General features: G+C 70.8%; 13 protein-coding genes. 12 read left to right on the top strand and 1 reads right to left on the bottom strand.

The window, feature by feature from the left end:
• The first annotated feature begins 22 nt into the window (after positions 1 to 22).
• Both ubiH and ACOQFR_RS08510 read left to right on the top strand, forming a co-directional pair.
• Positions 23 to 1,234, top strand: a complete 1,212-nt coding sequence (ubiH, locus tag ACOQFR_RS08505; protein ID WP_421380784.1) for a 2-octaprenyl-6-methoxyphenyl hydroxylase — start codon at positions 23 to 25, stop codon at positions 1,232 to 1,234.
• Positions 1,231 to 2,412: an FAD-dependent oxidoreductase gene (locus ACOQFR_RS08510; RefSeq protein WP_421380787.1), complete on the top strand. Its 1,182-nt coding sequence runs from the start codon at positions 1,231 to 1,233 to the stop codon at positions 2,410 to 2,412. The genes ubiH and ACOQFR_RS08510 overlap by 4 nt, the downstream gene beginning before the upstream one ends.
• A 100-nt stretch (positions 2,413 to 2,512) precedes the next feature.
• Here ACOQFR_RS08510 and ACOQFR_RS08515 read toward each other — a convergent pair whose 3' ends face one another.
• Positions 2,513 to 4,015: an aminotransferase class III-fold pyridoxal phosphate-dependent enzyme gene (locus ACOQFR_RS08515; protein WP_421380790.1), complete on the bottom strand. Its 1,503-nt coding sequence runs from the start codon at positions 4,013 to 4,015 to the stop codon at positions 2,513 to 2,515.
• 231 nt (positions 4,016 to 4,246) lie between these two features.
• Here ACOQFR_RS08515 and ACOQFR_RS08520 point away from each other — a divergent pair, with 231 nt between their 5' ends.
• From ACOQFR_RS08520 to secF, 10 genes are all read left to right on the top strand, one after another.
• Positions 4,247 to 5,170, top strand: coding sequence for an ABC transporter ATP-binding protein (locus tag ACOQFR_RS08520; protein ID WP_421380793.1), 924 nt, complete (start codon positions 4,247 to 4,249; stop codon positions 5,168 to 5,170).
• On the top strand, positions 5,167 to 5,949 hold the full coding sequence (locus ACOQFR_RS08525; protein ID WP_421380796.1) for an ABC transporter permease: 783 nt from the start codon (positions 5,167 to 5,169) through the stop codon (positions 5,947 to 5,949). Before ACOQFR_RS08520 ends, ACOQFR_RS08525 begins: the two co-directional genes overlap by 4 nt.
• 7 nt (positions 5,950 to 5,956) lie before the next feature.
• Positions 5,957 to 7,774, top strand: a complete 1,818-nt coding sequence (locus ACOQFR_RS08530) for a CIA30 family protein (RefSeq protein ID WP_421380799.1) — start codon at positions 5,957 to 5,959, stop codon at positions 7,772 to 7,774.
• A 26-nt stretch (positions 7,775 to 7,800) separates the two neighbouring features.
• Positions 7,801 to 8,922: a sensor histidine kinase gene (locus tag ACOQFR_RS08535; RefSeq protein ID WP_421380802.1), complete on the top strand. Its 1,122-nt coding sequence runs from the start codon at positions 7,801 to 7,803 to the stop codon at positions 8,920 to 8,922.
• Positions 8,919 to 9,521, top strand: a complete 603-nt coding sequence (locus ACOQFR_RS08540; RefSeq protein ID WP_421380805.1) for a response regulator transcription factor — start codon at positions 8,919 to 8,921, stop codon at positions 9,519 to 9,521. The genes ACOQFR_RS08535 and ACOQFR_RS08540 overlap by 4 nt, the downstream gene beginning before the upstream one ends.
• Before the next feature lie 114 nt (positions 9,522 to 9,635).
• Complete coding sequence (gene queA, locus ACOQFR_RS08545) at positions 9,636 to 10,706, top strand: tRNA preQ1(34) S-adenosylmethionine ribosyltransferase-isomerase QueA (RefSeq protein ID WP_421380808.1); 1,071 nt, start codon at positions 9,636 to 9,638, stop codon at positions 10,704 to 10,706.
• Positions 10,703 to 11,812: a tRNA guanosine(34) transglycosylase Tgt gene (gene tgt / locus ACOQFR_RS08550; protein WP_421380811.1), complete on the top strand. Its 1,110-nt coding sequence runs from the start codon at positions 10,703 to 10,705 to the stop codon at positions 11,810 to 11,812. Before queA ends, tgt begins: the two co-directional genes overlap by 4 nt.
• Before the next feature lie 98 nt (positions 11,813 to 11,910).
• The gene (gene yajC, locus ACOQFR_RS08555; protein ID WP_421380814.1) at positions 11,911 to 12,246 is read left to right on the top strand and encodes a preprotein translocase subunit YajC; all 336 of its coding nucleotides are present in this window, start codon (positions 11,911 to 11,913) and stop codon (positions 12,244 to 12,246) included.
• A 56-nt stretch (positions 12,247 to 12,302) separates the two neighbouring features.
• Positions 12,303 to 14,180, top strand: a complete 1,878-nt coding sequence (secD, locus tag ACOQFR_RS08560) for a protein translocase subunit SecD (protein ID WP_421380817.1) — start codon at positions 12,303 to 12,305, stop codon at positions 14,178 to 14,180.
• Between the two features lie 55 nt (positions 14,181 to 14,235).
• Complete coding sequence (gene secF / locus ACOQFR_RS08565; protein WP_421383247.1) at positions 14,236 to 15,171, top strand: protein translocase subunit SecF; 936 nt, start codon at positions 14,236 to 14,238, stop codon at positions 15,169 to 15,171.
• Positions 15,172 to 15,389 lie beyond the last annotated feature (218 nt).

The following is a 15,389-nucleotide window of genomic DNA, read 5'->3' on the forward strand; positions in this document are numbered from 1 at the left end:
GCGGGCCGGGTATCATCCGGCCATGGCGCATCAAGACGACTTCGACCACGACATCCTGATCCTGGGCGGTGGCCTGGTGGGCAGCGCGCTGGCCTGTGCACTGCATGGCCGCGGCTGGCGCGTGAGCCAGGTGGAAGCCAGCCTGCCGCAGGACGGCGCGCCCGGCTTCGACGAGCGCAAGCTCGCCCTGGCCCTGGCCAGCCTGAATGCGCTGCAGGCGCTGGACGTGCTGCCGCGGCTGGCGACGCCGCCCGCCCCGATCCGCCGGGTGCAGGTGAGTCGCGTGGGCGACTTCGGCAGCGTGCGGCTGGAGGCCAGCGACCACGGCCGCGAGCAGTTCGGTGGCGTCGTGCTGGCGCGAGAACTGGGCCAGGCGCTGGAATCCCGGCTGCGTGACTGCGACGGCCTGGTGCGACACCGGCCGGCGCGGGTGACCGCGGTCCATCCCGGTGCCGAAGGGCCCGAGGTGCAGCTGGACGGCGAGGCCGGCGCACGACGCCTGCGCACGCGCCTGCTAGTGGCCGCCGACGGCACCCGGTCGCTCGTGCGCGCGGCGCACGGCATCGGCGTGCGCGAACATGACTACGGCCAGACGCTGCTGGTCTGCAGCCTGGCCACCGACCAGGCCCCCGATGGCACGGCCTACGAACGATTCAGCGCGCAGGGGCCGGTGGCCCTGCTGCCGATGGCTGGCGGTCACTACGGCGCCATCTGCGCCGTCGCGCGCGAGGAGGCGGCGCAGGTGCTGGCGCTGTCGGATGCCGACTATGCGGCCTATTTCCAGCAGCGCTTCGGCTGGCGTGCAGGCCGCGTGCGCCGGGTCGGTGCGCGTTCCGGCTATCCGCTGGTGCAGGTGGTGGCCGAGCGCCTGACCGCGCCGCGCTGCGTGCTGGTGGGCAATGCGGCGCAGACCCTGCATCCGATCGGAGCGCAGGGCTTCAACCTCGGGCTGCGCGACGCGCTGACGCTCGCCGAGACACTTTCGGGCGCGGACCCGGGGCAGCCGGCGCTGCTTGCGGCCTACGCGCAGGCACGCAGCGAAGATCGCGCGCAGACGCTGGCCTTCAGCGACGGACTGGCGCGCGCGACGGCCAACGCTTCGTTCCCGATGCACGTGCTGCGTTCGATGGGGCTGCTGGCGCTGGGACAGGTGCCCGGCCTGGCCGATCCGCTGGTGGCGGGCGCGATGGGATTCCGGGGCCGCGTGCCGGCCCTGTCGCGGGGTGGCGCATGAGCCGCCGTGATCCGTGGGACCTGGTGGTGGTTGGCGCCGGCGTGGTCGGCAGCGCGGCGGCGCTCGCCGCCGCGCGCGACGGCCTGCGGGTGGCGCTGGTGGAAGCGCATGCGCCCGAGGCGTGGACGCCCGCTTCGACGGACCTGCGCGTCTATGCGTTTGCGCCCGACAGCGCCGCGCTGCTGCAGTCGCTCGATGCCTGGGACGCAGTGCGCGCCGCCCGCGCGCATCCCTATCGGCGCATGCGGGTATGGGATGCCGCCGGTGGCGCCGAACTCGACTTCGACGCGCAATCGCTCGGCCGCGACCATCTGGGCCACATCGTTGAACATGCGCTGCTGGTGGACCGTCTCTGGGCGGCCTGCGGGCGCGAGCCGGGGGTGCAGCGCTACTGTCCCGACAAGCTGGTGGCGCTGGAGCAGGACGACAACAGCGTCACGGCGGTGCTCGAGGGCGGACAGCGACTGCGGGCGCGGCTGCTGCTGGGCGCCGACGGCGCCGCCTCGCGGGTGCGTGAGCTGGCCGGGCTGGACGTGGACCGGCATGACTATGGCCAGCAGGGCTTGGTCGCCTACGTACAGACCGAACACCCGCATGAAGACACGGCCTGGCAGCGCTTCCTGCCGTCCGGGCCGCTGGCCTTCCTGCCCTGCGCCGATGGCCGCAGTTCGATCGTGTGGACGCAGCCCGAGGCCGAAGCGCGGCGGCGGTTGGCCCTGGAACCGGAAGCGTTCGAACGCGAGCTCACGCGCGCCTTCGATGCCCGCCTGGGTCAGGTGCGGCTGGCGTCGGCGCGCGTGGCATTCCCGCTACGGCGCCAGCTGGCGAAGGCTTACGTGGCCGGTCGCGTGGCCCTGCTCGGCGACGCCGCGCACGCGGTGCATCCGCTGGCGGGGCAGGGCGTGAACCTGGGGCTGCGCGACGTCGCGGCGCTGCGCGCGGAGCTGCAGCGTGCGTCCGCGCGCGGCGCCGACCTGGGTGCCGCACACCGGCTGGCGCGCTGGGAGCGCGGCCGCCGCAGCGACAACGCGCTGGCCGCGTACTCCTTCGAAGCGATCAACCGCGTCTTCAGCAACGATGCGATGTGGCCCACCCTGGTGCGCGGGCCGCTGCTCGGCCTGGCCGGCAGGGTCCCGGGCGTCGCCCGCCTGCTGCTGCGCCAAGCCTCCGGCCGCTAACCCGAAAACATACCAGGTATGTTTATTCCGCGAGGCGGGAATTCATACCAGGTATGTTTATTCCGCGAGGAATGCACACACCCGGTACGAGGTCGCGGGTTCAGGCGGCTTCGGCGCGGGCGGCGCGGGGGCCGTGCAGCAGGGCCTGGCGGATGTGTTCGATCACCAGGTCCACTTCCTCGCTGGTGACCGCGAAGTGCGGGGTGAAGCGCAGCGAGTTGGTGCCGCCATGGATCACGCCGATGCCGCGCTCGCGCATGTATTCCTCGGTGGAGCCCACGCCGAAGCACTTGAACGAGGGGTCGAGCTCGCACGAGAACAGCAGGCCGGTGCCCTGAACCTGGGTGATCAGGCCGCCGCCGAGTTCGTCCTTGAGCCGGTTGATCTTGTCCACGAACTCCCGGCCGCGCTCGCGGATGTTGGCGCGCAGTTCCGGCGTCAGCAGGCCCAGCACGGTGGCGGCGATGTCCAGCGCGCGCGGGTTGGCGGTCATGGTGTTGCCGTACACGCCCTTGCGATACAGGCCCGCGGCGCGCTCGTTCACCGCCAGCACCGACAGCGGATACTGGCCGCCATTGAGCGCCTTGGAATAGGTCTCCATGTCCGGCGCCTCCAGGCCCTCGAAGCCCGGATAGTCCACCACCGACAGCACGCCGTGGGCGCGGATGCCGGCCTGGATGGAGTCCACCAGCAGCAGGGTGCCGTGCGCCTTCGTCAGCTCGCGCGCGACCGCATAGAACTCCGGCGGCACCGCGCGGCCCGGGTCGCCTTCGCCCATCACCGGCTCCAGGAACATGGCCTCGAAGTACCAGCCATGGGCGTCGGCGTCGGCGAAGGCCTGGCGCAGCCCCTCGATCGAGTAGGGCTCGATGGTCACCAGCTGGTCGCTGTGGTGCTTGTAGCTGGCCAAGTGCTGCTGGTAGGCCTTGCGCGAAGAATCCGAGTACAGCGCCGGCAGTTCGGTGCGGCCGTGGAAGGCGCCCTTGACCGCGATGCGCTTCACCCGCTTGCCCGCGTGGCGGCCACCGGCATCGGTGTGCAGCTTGGTATTGACGTCGGCGATGCGGCCGGCCAGCGACACCGACTCCGAGCCCGAGTTCAGGCACAGGAAACGGGCATACGGGCAACCGCCGCGGTTGTGGCCGATCTCGGCGCGCAGCGCGCGCACGATGCGCAGCTGCGACAGCGAAGGCGTCATGACGTTGGCCATGACCTGCGGGCGGGCCATGGTCTCGAGCACGGCCTGCGGCGTGTGGCCGAAGCCGATCATTCCGTAGCCACCGGAGTCGTGCACCACGGCGCCCTTGAGCGTCACCACCCAGGGACCGCGCGCCGCGAGGGCGACGTAGGGATTCACCGCGTCCTCGGGATAGAAATTGACGAAGCCGCCCTGCACGGCGTCGATCTGCGCCTGCTCGTCGAGCTCCAGCAAGTCGCTGAACTCGGCTCGGATGGCTTCGTACTGGGTCGCCGCAGCCTGCACTGCCTGCGCCAGCTCGGGGAAGCGCGCGGCCAGGCGCAGCACGGTGGCGTCGTCCAGACCGGCGGTGCGGACGGTCCCGGCATGGCTGCGCAGGGGCTTGAGGGTCTCGATCAGATTCATGGCGCTCTCCCGGCCCAAACAAGAACGCGAGGAAGGTCCTCGCGCGTTGGGTCTTGCGTTGAAAATCAAATACTTGGCCGCGATGTTACCACCGCGCCCATGGCCGCGTAACCCCCATCCGTTTGAATCCCGGGCGCCCCGGTGACAGCTGTCACCCGCGATGGCTGACGGCCTCCACTGGGGCGGCCTGTGCCCGCCGGCAAGACTGGCGCCACAACCTGGAGGTGCGCGATGTCCCAGCTGTCCCCAAGCCCGATGCCCCTGGCCGCCCTGCGCGGCGCGGTCAAGCGCTACGGCGCGATCACCGCGCTCGATGGCGTGGACCTGCAGGTGCACGCCGGTGAAGTGCTGGCCGTACTGGGCGCCAACGGTGCCGGCAAGACCACGGCGCTGGGCCTGCTGACGGGCCGCCTGGGCCCCGATGCCGGCACGGCCGAACTGTTCGGCGGCGACCCGCGCGACGCGGCGATGCGCCGCGGCATCGGCGTGATGCTGCAGGAGGGCTCGCTGGGCGACACGATCCGCGTCGCCGAGCACGTTCGCCTGTTCTCCAGCTACTACGCCCGGCCGCGGCCGGTGGCCGAAACCCTGGCCCTGGCCTGCCTCACCGACCTGGCCCGCCGGCCCTACGCCGATCTGTCCGGCGGCCAGCAGCGGCGCGTGCAGTTCGCGCTGGCGATCTGCGGCCGTGCGCCCCTGCTGTTCGTGGACGAACCCACGGTGGGCCTGGACGTGGAATCGCGCCGCGCCTTCTGGGACGTGATCCGCCAGCTGCGCACCGAAGGCACCGGCATCGTGCTCACCACGCATTACCTGGAGGAGGCCGATGCCCTGGCCGACCGCGTGGTGCTGATGGCCGGTGGCCGCGTGTTGGCCCAGGACACGCCGGCCGGCATCAAGGCCCGCGCCGCCGGCAAGCGCGTGCGTGCCCGCAGCACGCTCGGCCTGGCCCAGGTGCAAGCCTGGCCGGAAGTGGCCAGTGCCGAGGCCAGCGATGGCCACCTGCAGGTGCTGAGCAGCGACGTGGAAGCCCTGCTGCGCCGCTGGCTGCAGGCCGACACCGGCCTGTCCGACCTGGAAGTGCGCCCGCTGAGCCTGGAAGACGCCTTCCTTTCCCTGACCGCGGCCCCGGCCGCCCCCGAGGTGACCCGATGAACCCGTCCCTGCATCCCGTGCTCGCCGGCCTGGGCCGGCCCTCGTCGCTGCGCATCCACGCGCTGGAAGCCTGGTTCGAATTCCTGCGCGTGCTGCGCACGCCTGCCTTCGCGGTCCCTACGCTGACCTTCCCGCTGGTCTTCTACGTGGTGTTCGCCCTGCTGGTGCCGGGCCAGTGGGGCAGCCTGGACAAGGCGGCCTACCTGTTCGCCACCTACTGCGCCTTCGGTGTCATCGGCCCGGCACTGTTCGGCTTCGGCGTCGGCCTGGCGATCGAACGCGAGCAGGGCTGGCTCGACCTAAAGCGCGTGTCGCCAATGCCGACCAGCGCCTACTTCCTGGCCAAGATCGCGATGAGCCTGGCCTTCGCGATGGCGGTGGTGGGGCTGCTGACGATCGCGGCGGTGGGTTTCGGCGGCGTGGACATCAGCCTGGTCACCTGGCTCAAGCTGGCCGCCACGCTGGTACTCGGTACGCTGCCCTTTTGCGCGATCGGCCTGTGGATCGGCGCGCTGGTGAAGGGCCAGGCGGCGGTCGCGGTGGTGAACCTGGTGTACCTGCCGATGGCGCTGCTGTCGGGCCTGTGGATTCCGCTGTTCGTGTTTCCCGCCGTGATGCAGAAGTTGGCCGTGCTGTGGCCGGCCTGGCACCTGGGACAGATGACTCTGGGCATCGTCGGCCAGGCCGAGGGTGTGCGTTACGGCCTGCATGCCGCGGTGCTGGCGGTGATGACCCTGCTGTTCCTGTCCCTGGCCGCGCTGCGGCTGCGCAAGGCCTGAGGTGGCCATGAAACTGATCAAGCTCACGGTGGTGGCCAGCGCGCTCGCGCTGGGGGGATTGTTCTGGGCCTTCCAGGCGCCGGCGCCGGTGCAAGGGTCCGCTCCGGCCGAAGCCGGTGCGAGCGAGTTCGTCGTACGCGACGTGCGCGTGTTCGACGGCGAGGCCTTCATCGATCGCAGCCACGTGCACGTGCGAGACGGCCTGATCCACGCCGTGGGCCCCGATATCGCGATTCCGGACGGCGTGGCGATCGTCGAGGGTCGCGGGCGCACGCTGTTGCCTGGCCTGATCGATGCCCATGTGCACACCTGGGGCGAGGCCCGCGCCGACGCGCTGCGCTTCGGCGTCACCTCGCAGATCGACATGTTCAGCGACCCGGCGCAGTTGCCCGAGGCGCGCCGCCAGCGCGCTTCGCTCGACGCGACGGCGCAGGCCGACCTGTGGTCGGCGGGGCTGCTGGCCACCGCCGACGGTGGCCATGGCACGCAGTTCGGCGTGACGGTGCCGACGCTGGCCGCGCCTGCCGACGCCTCGGGCTGGGTCGCCGACCGCCAGGCCGAAGGTTCGGATTTCATCAAGATCGTGCGCGAGGATCTGCAGGTTTACGACAGCAGCCGCACGCTGCCCAGCCTGGATGCCGACACTGCCGCCGCAGTGATCGCCGCGGCCCACGAACGCGGTCTTCGCGCCGTGGTTCACGCTTCGGCGCAGGAGGCTGCGCGCGAATCGGTGCGCGACGGCGCCGACGGGCTGGTGCACGTATTCCAGGACGCGCCCGCGGATGCGGCGTTCGTCTCGCTGGCGCGGGACAAGGGCGCGTTCGTGGTGCCCACGCTGAGCGTGGTCGCGTCCATCGCCGGACGCCACAGTGCGCTGGCGCAGGATCCGGCGCTGTTGCCCTTCCTGTCGCCCGGGCAGCGGCAGACGCTGTCGGCCCGCATGGCGTTCGGCGAGGGCAATCCGGCCCTGCTGGACAACGCGCTGGAATCCGTCCGTCGCCTGCACGCCGCGGGCGTGCGCGTGCTGGCCGGCACCGATGCGCCCAACCCCGGCACGGCGCACGGCGTGTCCATGCACGACGAACTCACCTGGCTGGCGCAGGCCGGGCTGACGCCTGCCGCCGCGCTGGCTGCAGCCACCTCCGGTCCGGCCGATGCCTTCGGCCTGGCGGATCGTGGCCGCATCCGCGCAGGCCTGCGCGCCGACCTGGTGCTGGTGGAGGGCGATCCTTCCACCGACCTGAGCCGCACGCGCGCCATCGCAACGATCTGGAAAAACGGCCGCGAAGTGGACCGCCGCTACAAGACCGCCGACGTGCCCGTCATCGCGGCCGGACCGGTCAGCCACTTCGACGGCGCGACCCTGGACAGCCGGCTCGGCAGCGGCTGGTCCGCCACCAGCGACCGCATGGCCGGCGGACAGTCCGAGGCCGGCGTGGCGCGTGTTGCCGGTGGCGCCGAGGGCAGCGAAGGCGCGCTGCGCGTGCAGGGCCAGGTCCGGCCGGGCGCGGCGCAGCGCTGGGCGGGGGCCTTCTTCAATCCCGGCGACCAGATGATGCAGGCGGTGGATGCCCGCGCGGTATCGTCGCTGGTGATGCACGTCCGCGGCGATGGCCGCCGCCTCAGCGTGCTGGTGTTCTCGGGCGGGCAGGGCACGCCGCCCGCCGCGCGCAGCATCGAAACCACGGGGGAGTGGGCCCGGGTGGAGCTGCCGCTGGCGGAGTTCACCGGCGTGGATGCGGGCCAGCTGCGCGCCATCGCCATCACCACGGGCGAGCCCGAAGGCGCGTTCTGGTTTGAACTCGACGGCGTCGAAATCCGCTAAGGTCTGCCCACCCACGGAGCCCTCCCTTGAACGCCCTCACCGGACCCAAGGCCCAAGAACGCAGCGACATCCACGACAGCCCGTGGGTCAGCCTGGCCTACCTGGTCTTCGTGTTCGTGCCGCTGGCCTTTTCGGGCCGCTGGTCCGCGACGGCGTGGATCGCCAGCGTGGGCGCGGTGCTGGTGTTCCTGCCGATGCACTTCGGTTTCTACCGCGCCACCGGCCGTCGCCGCGGCGTGCTGGCGCTGGCTGTGGCAGCCCTGGGCTTCGCGCTGATCCCGTTCAACCCCGGCGGCCATACCTTCATCATCTATGCGGCCGGCATGCTGGGCTGGGCGGTGCCGGCGCGCTGGGCGATCGGCCTCACCGTGCTGCTGGTCGCGCTGGCGTCGCTGGAATTCTGGTGGACGCTGCCCAACGTGGCGCTGGCCATGGGCTGGAGCACCATGCTCGCGGTGATCGCCATCCTGGTGCTGGCCGGCACCCTGTTCGGCCGCGCCAAGGCGCGGCGCGATGCCGAGCTGCGCCTGACCCAGGACGAGGTGGGCCGCCTGGCCGCGATGGCCGAGCGCGAGCGCATCGGTCGCGACCTGCACGACCTCTTGGGCCACACGCTGTCGCTGGTGGCGATCAAGAGCGAACTCGCGGGCCGGCTGGTCGAACGCGACCCGCAGGCCGCGAAACGCCAGATCGGCGAGGTCGAAGCCGTGGCCCGCCAGGCCCTGGCCCAGGTGCGCGAGGCCGTGGTCGGCATCCGCGCGACCGGGCTGCAGGCCGAGCTGGCGGCCACGCGCCTGGCCTTGCTGTCGGCCGACATCCGGCTCGACCAGAGCCTGGCGCCGCTGGCGCTGCCGGCGAACGTGGAATCGGCGCTGGCGATGGCGCTGCGCGAAGCCACCACCAACGTGCTGCGTCACGCCCGGGCCAGCCGCGTGGACGTGGAGCTGGCCCAGCACGGCGGCGAGTGGCGGCTGAGCATTGCCGACGACGGCCGCGGCGGCATCGTGACGCCGGGCACCGGACTGGCCGGCATGCGCGAGCGGGTAGCGGCCTTCGACGGCCGCGTGGACATCGACAGCCCGGCCGGCGGCGGCACCCGGCTCACCGTCAGCGTGCCGGTCACCGCCTTGCCGGGGCCGGCGCCGTGATCCGCCTGGTGCTGGCCGAGGACCAGGCCCTCGTCCGCGGCGCGCTGGCCGCGCTGCTGGGGCTGGAAACCGACCTGCAGGTGGTGGCCGAAGCCGGCGACGGTGAAGCGGCCTGGCGCGCGGTGTCCGGGCACGCGCCCGACCTGCTGGTCACCGACATCGAAATGCCGCACCTCACCGGCCTGGACCTGGCCCTGCGCGTGCAGGAGGCGGGGCTGCGCACGCGCGTGGTGATCATCACCACCTTCGCACGCGCCGGCTACCTGCGCCGCGCGCTGGACGCCGGCGTGCGCGGCTACCTGCTCAAGGACGCGCCCTCGGAGCAGCTGGCCGCAGCGCTGCGGCAGGTGCACGCCGGCGGCCGCGTGATCGACCCGCAGCTGGCAGTGGCGGCCTGGGGCGAAGAGGACCCGCTCACCGAACGCGAACGCCAGGTGCTGCGCCTGGCGGGCGAGGGCGCCAAGAGCGCCGACATCGCGCAGCGCCTGCATCTTTCCCAGGGCACGGTGCGCAATTACCTGTCCGAGGCGATCGGCAAGCTGGGCGCCGCCAACCGCATCGAGGCCTACCGCAGCGCGCGGGCCAAGGGCTGGCTCTAGGCGCCGGGAACGCGCAGGAAACCGCGCGTGGCGCGCCAGTCTCGGGGCGGGCACGGGCAACACGGGGCGATTCGGGGCGATAATGCCGCCCCGCCGCACCCACCGTCCTGCGCCTTGAAGAAGTCCGATTTCCATTTTGACCTGCCGCCGGAGCTGATCGCCCAGTCGCCGCTGGCCGAGCGTTCGGCCAGCCGCATGCTGGTGGTGCCCGACGATGCGCCGCCCTACCAGGACCGCCAGGTGCGCGACCTGCCGGAGTACCTGCGCGCCGGCGACCTGCTGGTCTTCAACGATACCCGCGTGATTCCGGCCCGCCTGCACGGCAGCAAGGAAAGCGGCGGCCGGGTTGAGATCCTGCTCGAGCGCGTCACCGGCGCGCACGAGGTGCTGGCCCAGGTCGGCGCCAGCAAGTCGCCCAAGCCGGGCGGCCGCATCACCCTGGATGAGGGCACCGCGCTGACGGTGCTGGGCCGCGAGGGCGAGTTCTACCGGCTGCGCTTCGACACCGACGAGCCGCTGGAAAAACTTCTGCTGCGCGCGGGTCGCATGCCGCTGCCGCCCTACATCCAGCGCGAGGCCGGCGAGGCCGACCTGCAGCGCTACCAGACCCTGTTCGCGCGCCATGCCGGCGCGGTGGCGGCGCCCACGGCCGGCCTGCACTTCGACCAGCCGCTGCTCGATGCGCTGGCCGCGAAGGGCGTGGCCTTCGGGCACGTCACCCTGCACGTCGGCGCCGGCACCTTCCAGCCGATGCGGGCCGAATCGGTGCACGACCACCAGATGCACAGCGAGTGGCTCAACGTCGGCGCCGAACTGTGCCAGCAGATCGCCCGCACGCGAGCCGCCGGCGGCCGCGTGGTGGCGGTGGGCACGACGGTGGTGCGCGCGCTGGAATCGGCCGCACGCGACGGCGAGGTGGCGCCGTTCGCCGGCGAAACCCGCATCTTCATCTTCCCCGGCTACCGCATCCGCACCGTGGATGCACTGCTGACCAATTTCCACCTGCCCGAGAGCACGCTGATGATGCTGGTGTCGGCCTTCGCCGGCCGCGAGCGCATCCTGGCGGCCTACGCGCATGCGGTGGCCCAGCGCTATCGCTTCTTCAGCTATGGCGACGCCATGCTGCTCACGCCTGATCCTGCCGACCGCACTGCGGGCCCGGCACCTGTTGGAACGTCCCGATGAGCCGCATGCGCTTTGAAAAACTGGGCCAGGACGGCGCCGCGCGCCGCGGCCGGCTGCATTTCCCGCGGGGAAGCGTCGAGACGCCGGCCTTCATGCCGGTGGGCACCTACGGCACGGTCAAGGCCATGCTGCCCGAGTCGCTGCGCGCGATCGGCGCCGAAATCATCCTGGGCAACACCTTCCACCTGTGGCTGCGCCCGGGCATGGAGGTGATCGACCTGCACGGCGGGCTGCACCGCTTCTGCGGCTGGGACGGGCCCATCCTCACCGACTCCGGCGGCTTCCAGGTGTGGTCGCTGGCCAAGCGCCGCAAGATCACCGAGGAGGGCGTCACCTTCGCCTCGCCCACCGACGGCGCCAAGGTCTTCCTGTCGCCGGAAGTCAGCATGCAGGTGCAGCGCTCGCTGGACTCGGACATCGTGATGATCTTCGACGAGTGCACGCCGTACCCGGCCACCGAGCCGGTGGCCCGCAAGTCCATGGAGCTGAGCCTGCGCTGGGCTGAACGCAGCAAGCGCGCCCACGAGCGCAACGACGCGGCGCTGTTCGGCATCGTGCAGGGCGGCACCCACATCGACCTGCGGGCGCGCTCGGCCGAGGGGCTCAAGGCCATCGGCTTCGACGGTTATGCGGTCGGCGGCCTGGCCGTGGGCGAACCGCCCGAGGAGCGCAACGCCACCCTGGACGCGCTGGTTCCCCTGCTGCCCCAGGACCAGCCGCGTTACCTGATGGGCGTGGGCAAGCCCGAGGACATCGTGGAGGCGGTGGCGCGCGGCATCGACATGTTCGACTGCGTCATGCCCACCCGCAACGCCCGCAACGGCCACTACTTCGTGCGCGGCGGCCAGGTGCGCATCCGCAACGCGCAGTACGAGAAGGACCTGCGGCCGATCGAGGAGAGCTGCACCTGCTACACCTGCGCCAGCGGCTACACCCGGTCCTACCTGCGCCACCTGGACCGCTGCAATGAAATCCTCGCCTCGATGCTGGGCACCATCCACAACCTGCACCACTACCAGCAGCTGATGCGCGAGATCCGGGCCGCGATCGAGGCCGGGCGCTTCGAGGGCTTCCGGGCCGCCTTCCACGCCGCCCGGCAGCCCTGAACCGGCCGGCCCGGGCGGGGTTCCCGGCCGGCGGGGCGGGGCGGAGGGCGGCTGTGGCATACTTTTGCGCTTGATTCCCTGTCGGACCGTCCAAGCCCATGTCCCTGCTCGATATCCTGATTTCGCCGGCCGCCGCCCAGGCCGCCGCGCCCGCCCCCAGCCCGCTGCCCAGCTTCATCCTGATGGGCGTGGTGTTCCTGGCCATGTATTTCATGATGATCCGGCCGCAGATGAAGCGCGCCAAGGAGCATCGCGAGCTGCTGTCCAAGCTGCAGAAGGGCGATGAAGTGATCACCAGCGGCGGCATCGCCGGCCGCATCGAGGACCTGGGCGAGAGCTTCGTCACCGTCGAGGTCGCCGACCGGGTGACCATCAAGGTCCAGCGCGGCGCCGTCACCGCGGTCCTGCCCAAGGGCACGTTGAAGTCCGCCTGAACCGTCCCCATCCGAATCACCCACGGCCCTGACCGGGCCGCCACCGGTTGTCGCCCATGCTTCAGTATTCCACCTGGAAATACGTCGTAGCCGCGCTGGTCATCGCGCTCTCGCTGCTCTACTCGCTGCCCAACATCTACCCGCAGGACCCGGCCGTGCAGATCGCCGCCAACCGCGGCGGCGTGGTGGACGACGCCCTGGTGCTGCGCGTGCGCGGCCTGCTCGACGGCGCCAAGCTGCCGGCCAAGCAGGTGGCGATCGAGGACGGCAGCCTGCTGATCCGCACCGGCAGCGCCGACGTGCAGACGAAGGTGGCCGACACCCTGCGCGCCGACCTGGGTCGTGAATACACGGTCGCCCTGAGCCTGGCGTCCACCGTGCCCGACTGGCTGCTGAGCATCGGCGCCCGGCCCATGTCCATGGGCCTGGACCTGCAGGGCGGCGTGCACTTCATGCTCGAGGTGGACAAGCAGGCGGCGATCGAGAAGCGCACCAATGCCTTCGCCGAGGAGATCACCTCGGTGCTGCGCACCGGCAAGTTCGCCTACACCAGCGTCTCGCGCGCCACCGACGGCATCCAGGTCGTCATCAAGGACCCGCAGGACATGGCGGCCATCCGCGCTGCGATCACCCGCGAAGCCCCGGAGCTGGAGCTCAGCGTCGCCGGCAATGACCCGACCCGCCTGATCGCCCGCGTCACAGAGGCCCAGGTCAAGGCCATCATGGACGCGGCGATCGAGCAGAACCGCACCACGCTCGACAACCGCATCAACAGCCTGGGCGTCGGCGAGCAGGTGATCCAGCGCCAGGGCGAAACCCGCATCGTGGTGCAGCTGCCCGGCGTGCAGGACACCGCCCAGGCCCGCAACCTGATCGGCGCCACCGCCACCCTGGAATACCGCCACGTCATCGACTACGGCATGGAGGCGGTGGAAGCCGCCCGCACCGGCGTGATCCCGGCCAATGCCAAGCTCTACTACTCGCGCGACCTGGGCGCCGACGGCAAGCGCCGGCCGATCCTGCTGGCACGCCGCTTCATCGTCTCCGGCGACCAGCTGGTCAGCGCCACCTCCAACCCCGACCCGCAGGGCGGCGGCCCGGCCGTGCAGATCGAGCTCAACAACGCCGGCGGCAACCGCATGCTGGCCCATACCCGCGACAACGTCGGCAAGCTGATGGCCGCGGTGTACATCGAGTCCATCCCCGAAGTGCGCATGGTGGACGGCAAGGAAGTGCTGACCTCGCGGGTGGAGGAGGAAGTGATCAACGCCGCCACGCTGCAGGGCGTGTTCGGCAAGAACTTCCAGACCACCGGCCTGGACAGCCAGGACGAGGCCGCCAACCTGGCCCGCCTGCTGCGCGCCGGTTCGCTGGCGGCGCCGATGGTGATCGTCGAGGAGCGCATCATCGGACCCAGCCTGGGCGCCGAGAACGTCGAGCGCGGCCTCACCGCCGTGTTCTGGTCCTTCGCCTTCGTGCTGGTGTTCTTCCTGGTCTACTACAAGATGTTCGGCATCGTGACCAACCTGGCGCTGCTGCTGAACCTGCTGATGGTGGTGGCGGTGATGTCGGTGATCGGCGCCACGCTGACCTTGCCCGGCCTGGCCGGTATCGCATTGACGGTAGGCATGTCGGTCGACGCCAACGTGCTTATCAACGAGCGAATCCGCGAAGAGCTGCGCGACGGCAACACGCCGCTGGCCAGCATCGCCAACGGCTACGAGAAGGCCTCCGGCACCATCACCGACGCCAACACCACCGCGCTGCTGGCGGGCCTGGCGATGGCGGTGTTCGGCTCCGGCCCGATCCGCGGCTTCGGCATCACGCTCATCATCGGCATCCTGACCTCGCTGTACACGGCGGTCTCGGTGTCCCGCGGCATCGCCACCCTGATCTACGGCAAGCGCAAGAAGCTCGCCAAGATCTCGATCTAAACGTTTTCCAGGAGGCGGCGTGGAACTGTTCCCGTCCAACAGCAAGATCAATTTCATGGGCATCCGGCATGCTGCCCTGGTGGTGTTCTTCTCCCTCGCGGCGATCGCGGCCGGCATGCTGGCCACGCGCGGCTTCAACTACGCGCTCGACTTCACCGGCGGCAGCGTGGTGGAGATCATGTTCGAGAAGCCCGTAGACGTGGAAGGCGTGCGCGAGCGGCTGGACGCGGCGGGCTACGAAAGCCCGATCGTGCAGACCTTCGGCGCCGGCACCGACATCGTGATCCGCCTGCAGCCGCCGGAAACGGAAGGCGAAGGCGAGGGTCCGCAGGCGGCCACGCCAAGCGAGCAGACGGGCACCGCGATCCTTCGCGCCGCCCAGACCCCCGACAATCCGGGCCGGGTGATCCGCAGCGACTTCGTCGGCCCCCAGGTCGGCAGCGAGCTGGCGCTCAACGGCGTCTACGCGGCCATCTTCGTCGCCATCGGTTTCCTGGCCTACATCGCCCTGCGCTTCGAGTACAAGTTCGCGATCGCGGCCGTCACCGCCACCCTGGGCGACATCCTGCTGGTCTGCGGCTGGTTCGCCTTCAACCAGCACGAGTTCGACCTGACCGTGCTGGCCGGCATCCTGTCGGTGATGGGCTTCTCGATCAACGACAAGATCGTGGTGTTCGACCGCGTGCGCGAGAACTTCCGGCTGCTGCACAAGCTCGAGGCCAAGGAAGTGCTGAACCGTTCGGTCAACCAGACGCTGTCGCGCACCATCATCACGTCCTTCGTGGCCTTCCTGACGGTGGTGGCGCTGTACCTGTACGGCGGCAATTCGCTGCAGGGCATGGCCGAATCGCAGATGGTCGGCATCGTCATCGGCACGCTGTCCTCGATCTTCGTGGGCTGCCCGCTGCTGCTGCTGCTCGGCGTGACCAAGCAGGACCTCATGCCCAAGGCCAAGGACGACATCGAAGCCGAGCTCGCCCGGCGACCCTGATTCCGGCGCCGGGTTTCGCGGCGCCGGTCGTTGCGGCGCCGGTCGGGCCGCGGAGGCGAAGGTCACTTTCTGCTCAGAGAGGCCTTTTATTTCGCAGAAAGTGACCTTCACCTCCGCGACCCGCCCGGTGCACATCATCCGGGCTGCTGTAGGGAAGGCCCGTGGCACCGCGCTCCGATGCTTGCGCGTGTGCGATCCGGGTCGAGGCGGGTCATCTC

It is taken from the genome of Arenimonas sp. MALMAid1274, assembly GCF_049195245.1.
Classification (GTDB): Bacteria; Pseudomonadota; Gammaproteobacteria; order Xanthomonadales; family Xanthomonadaceae; genus Arenimonas.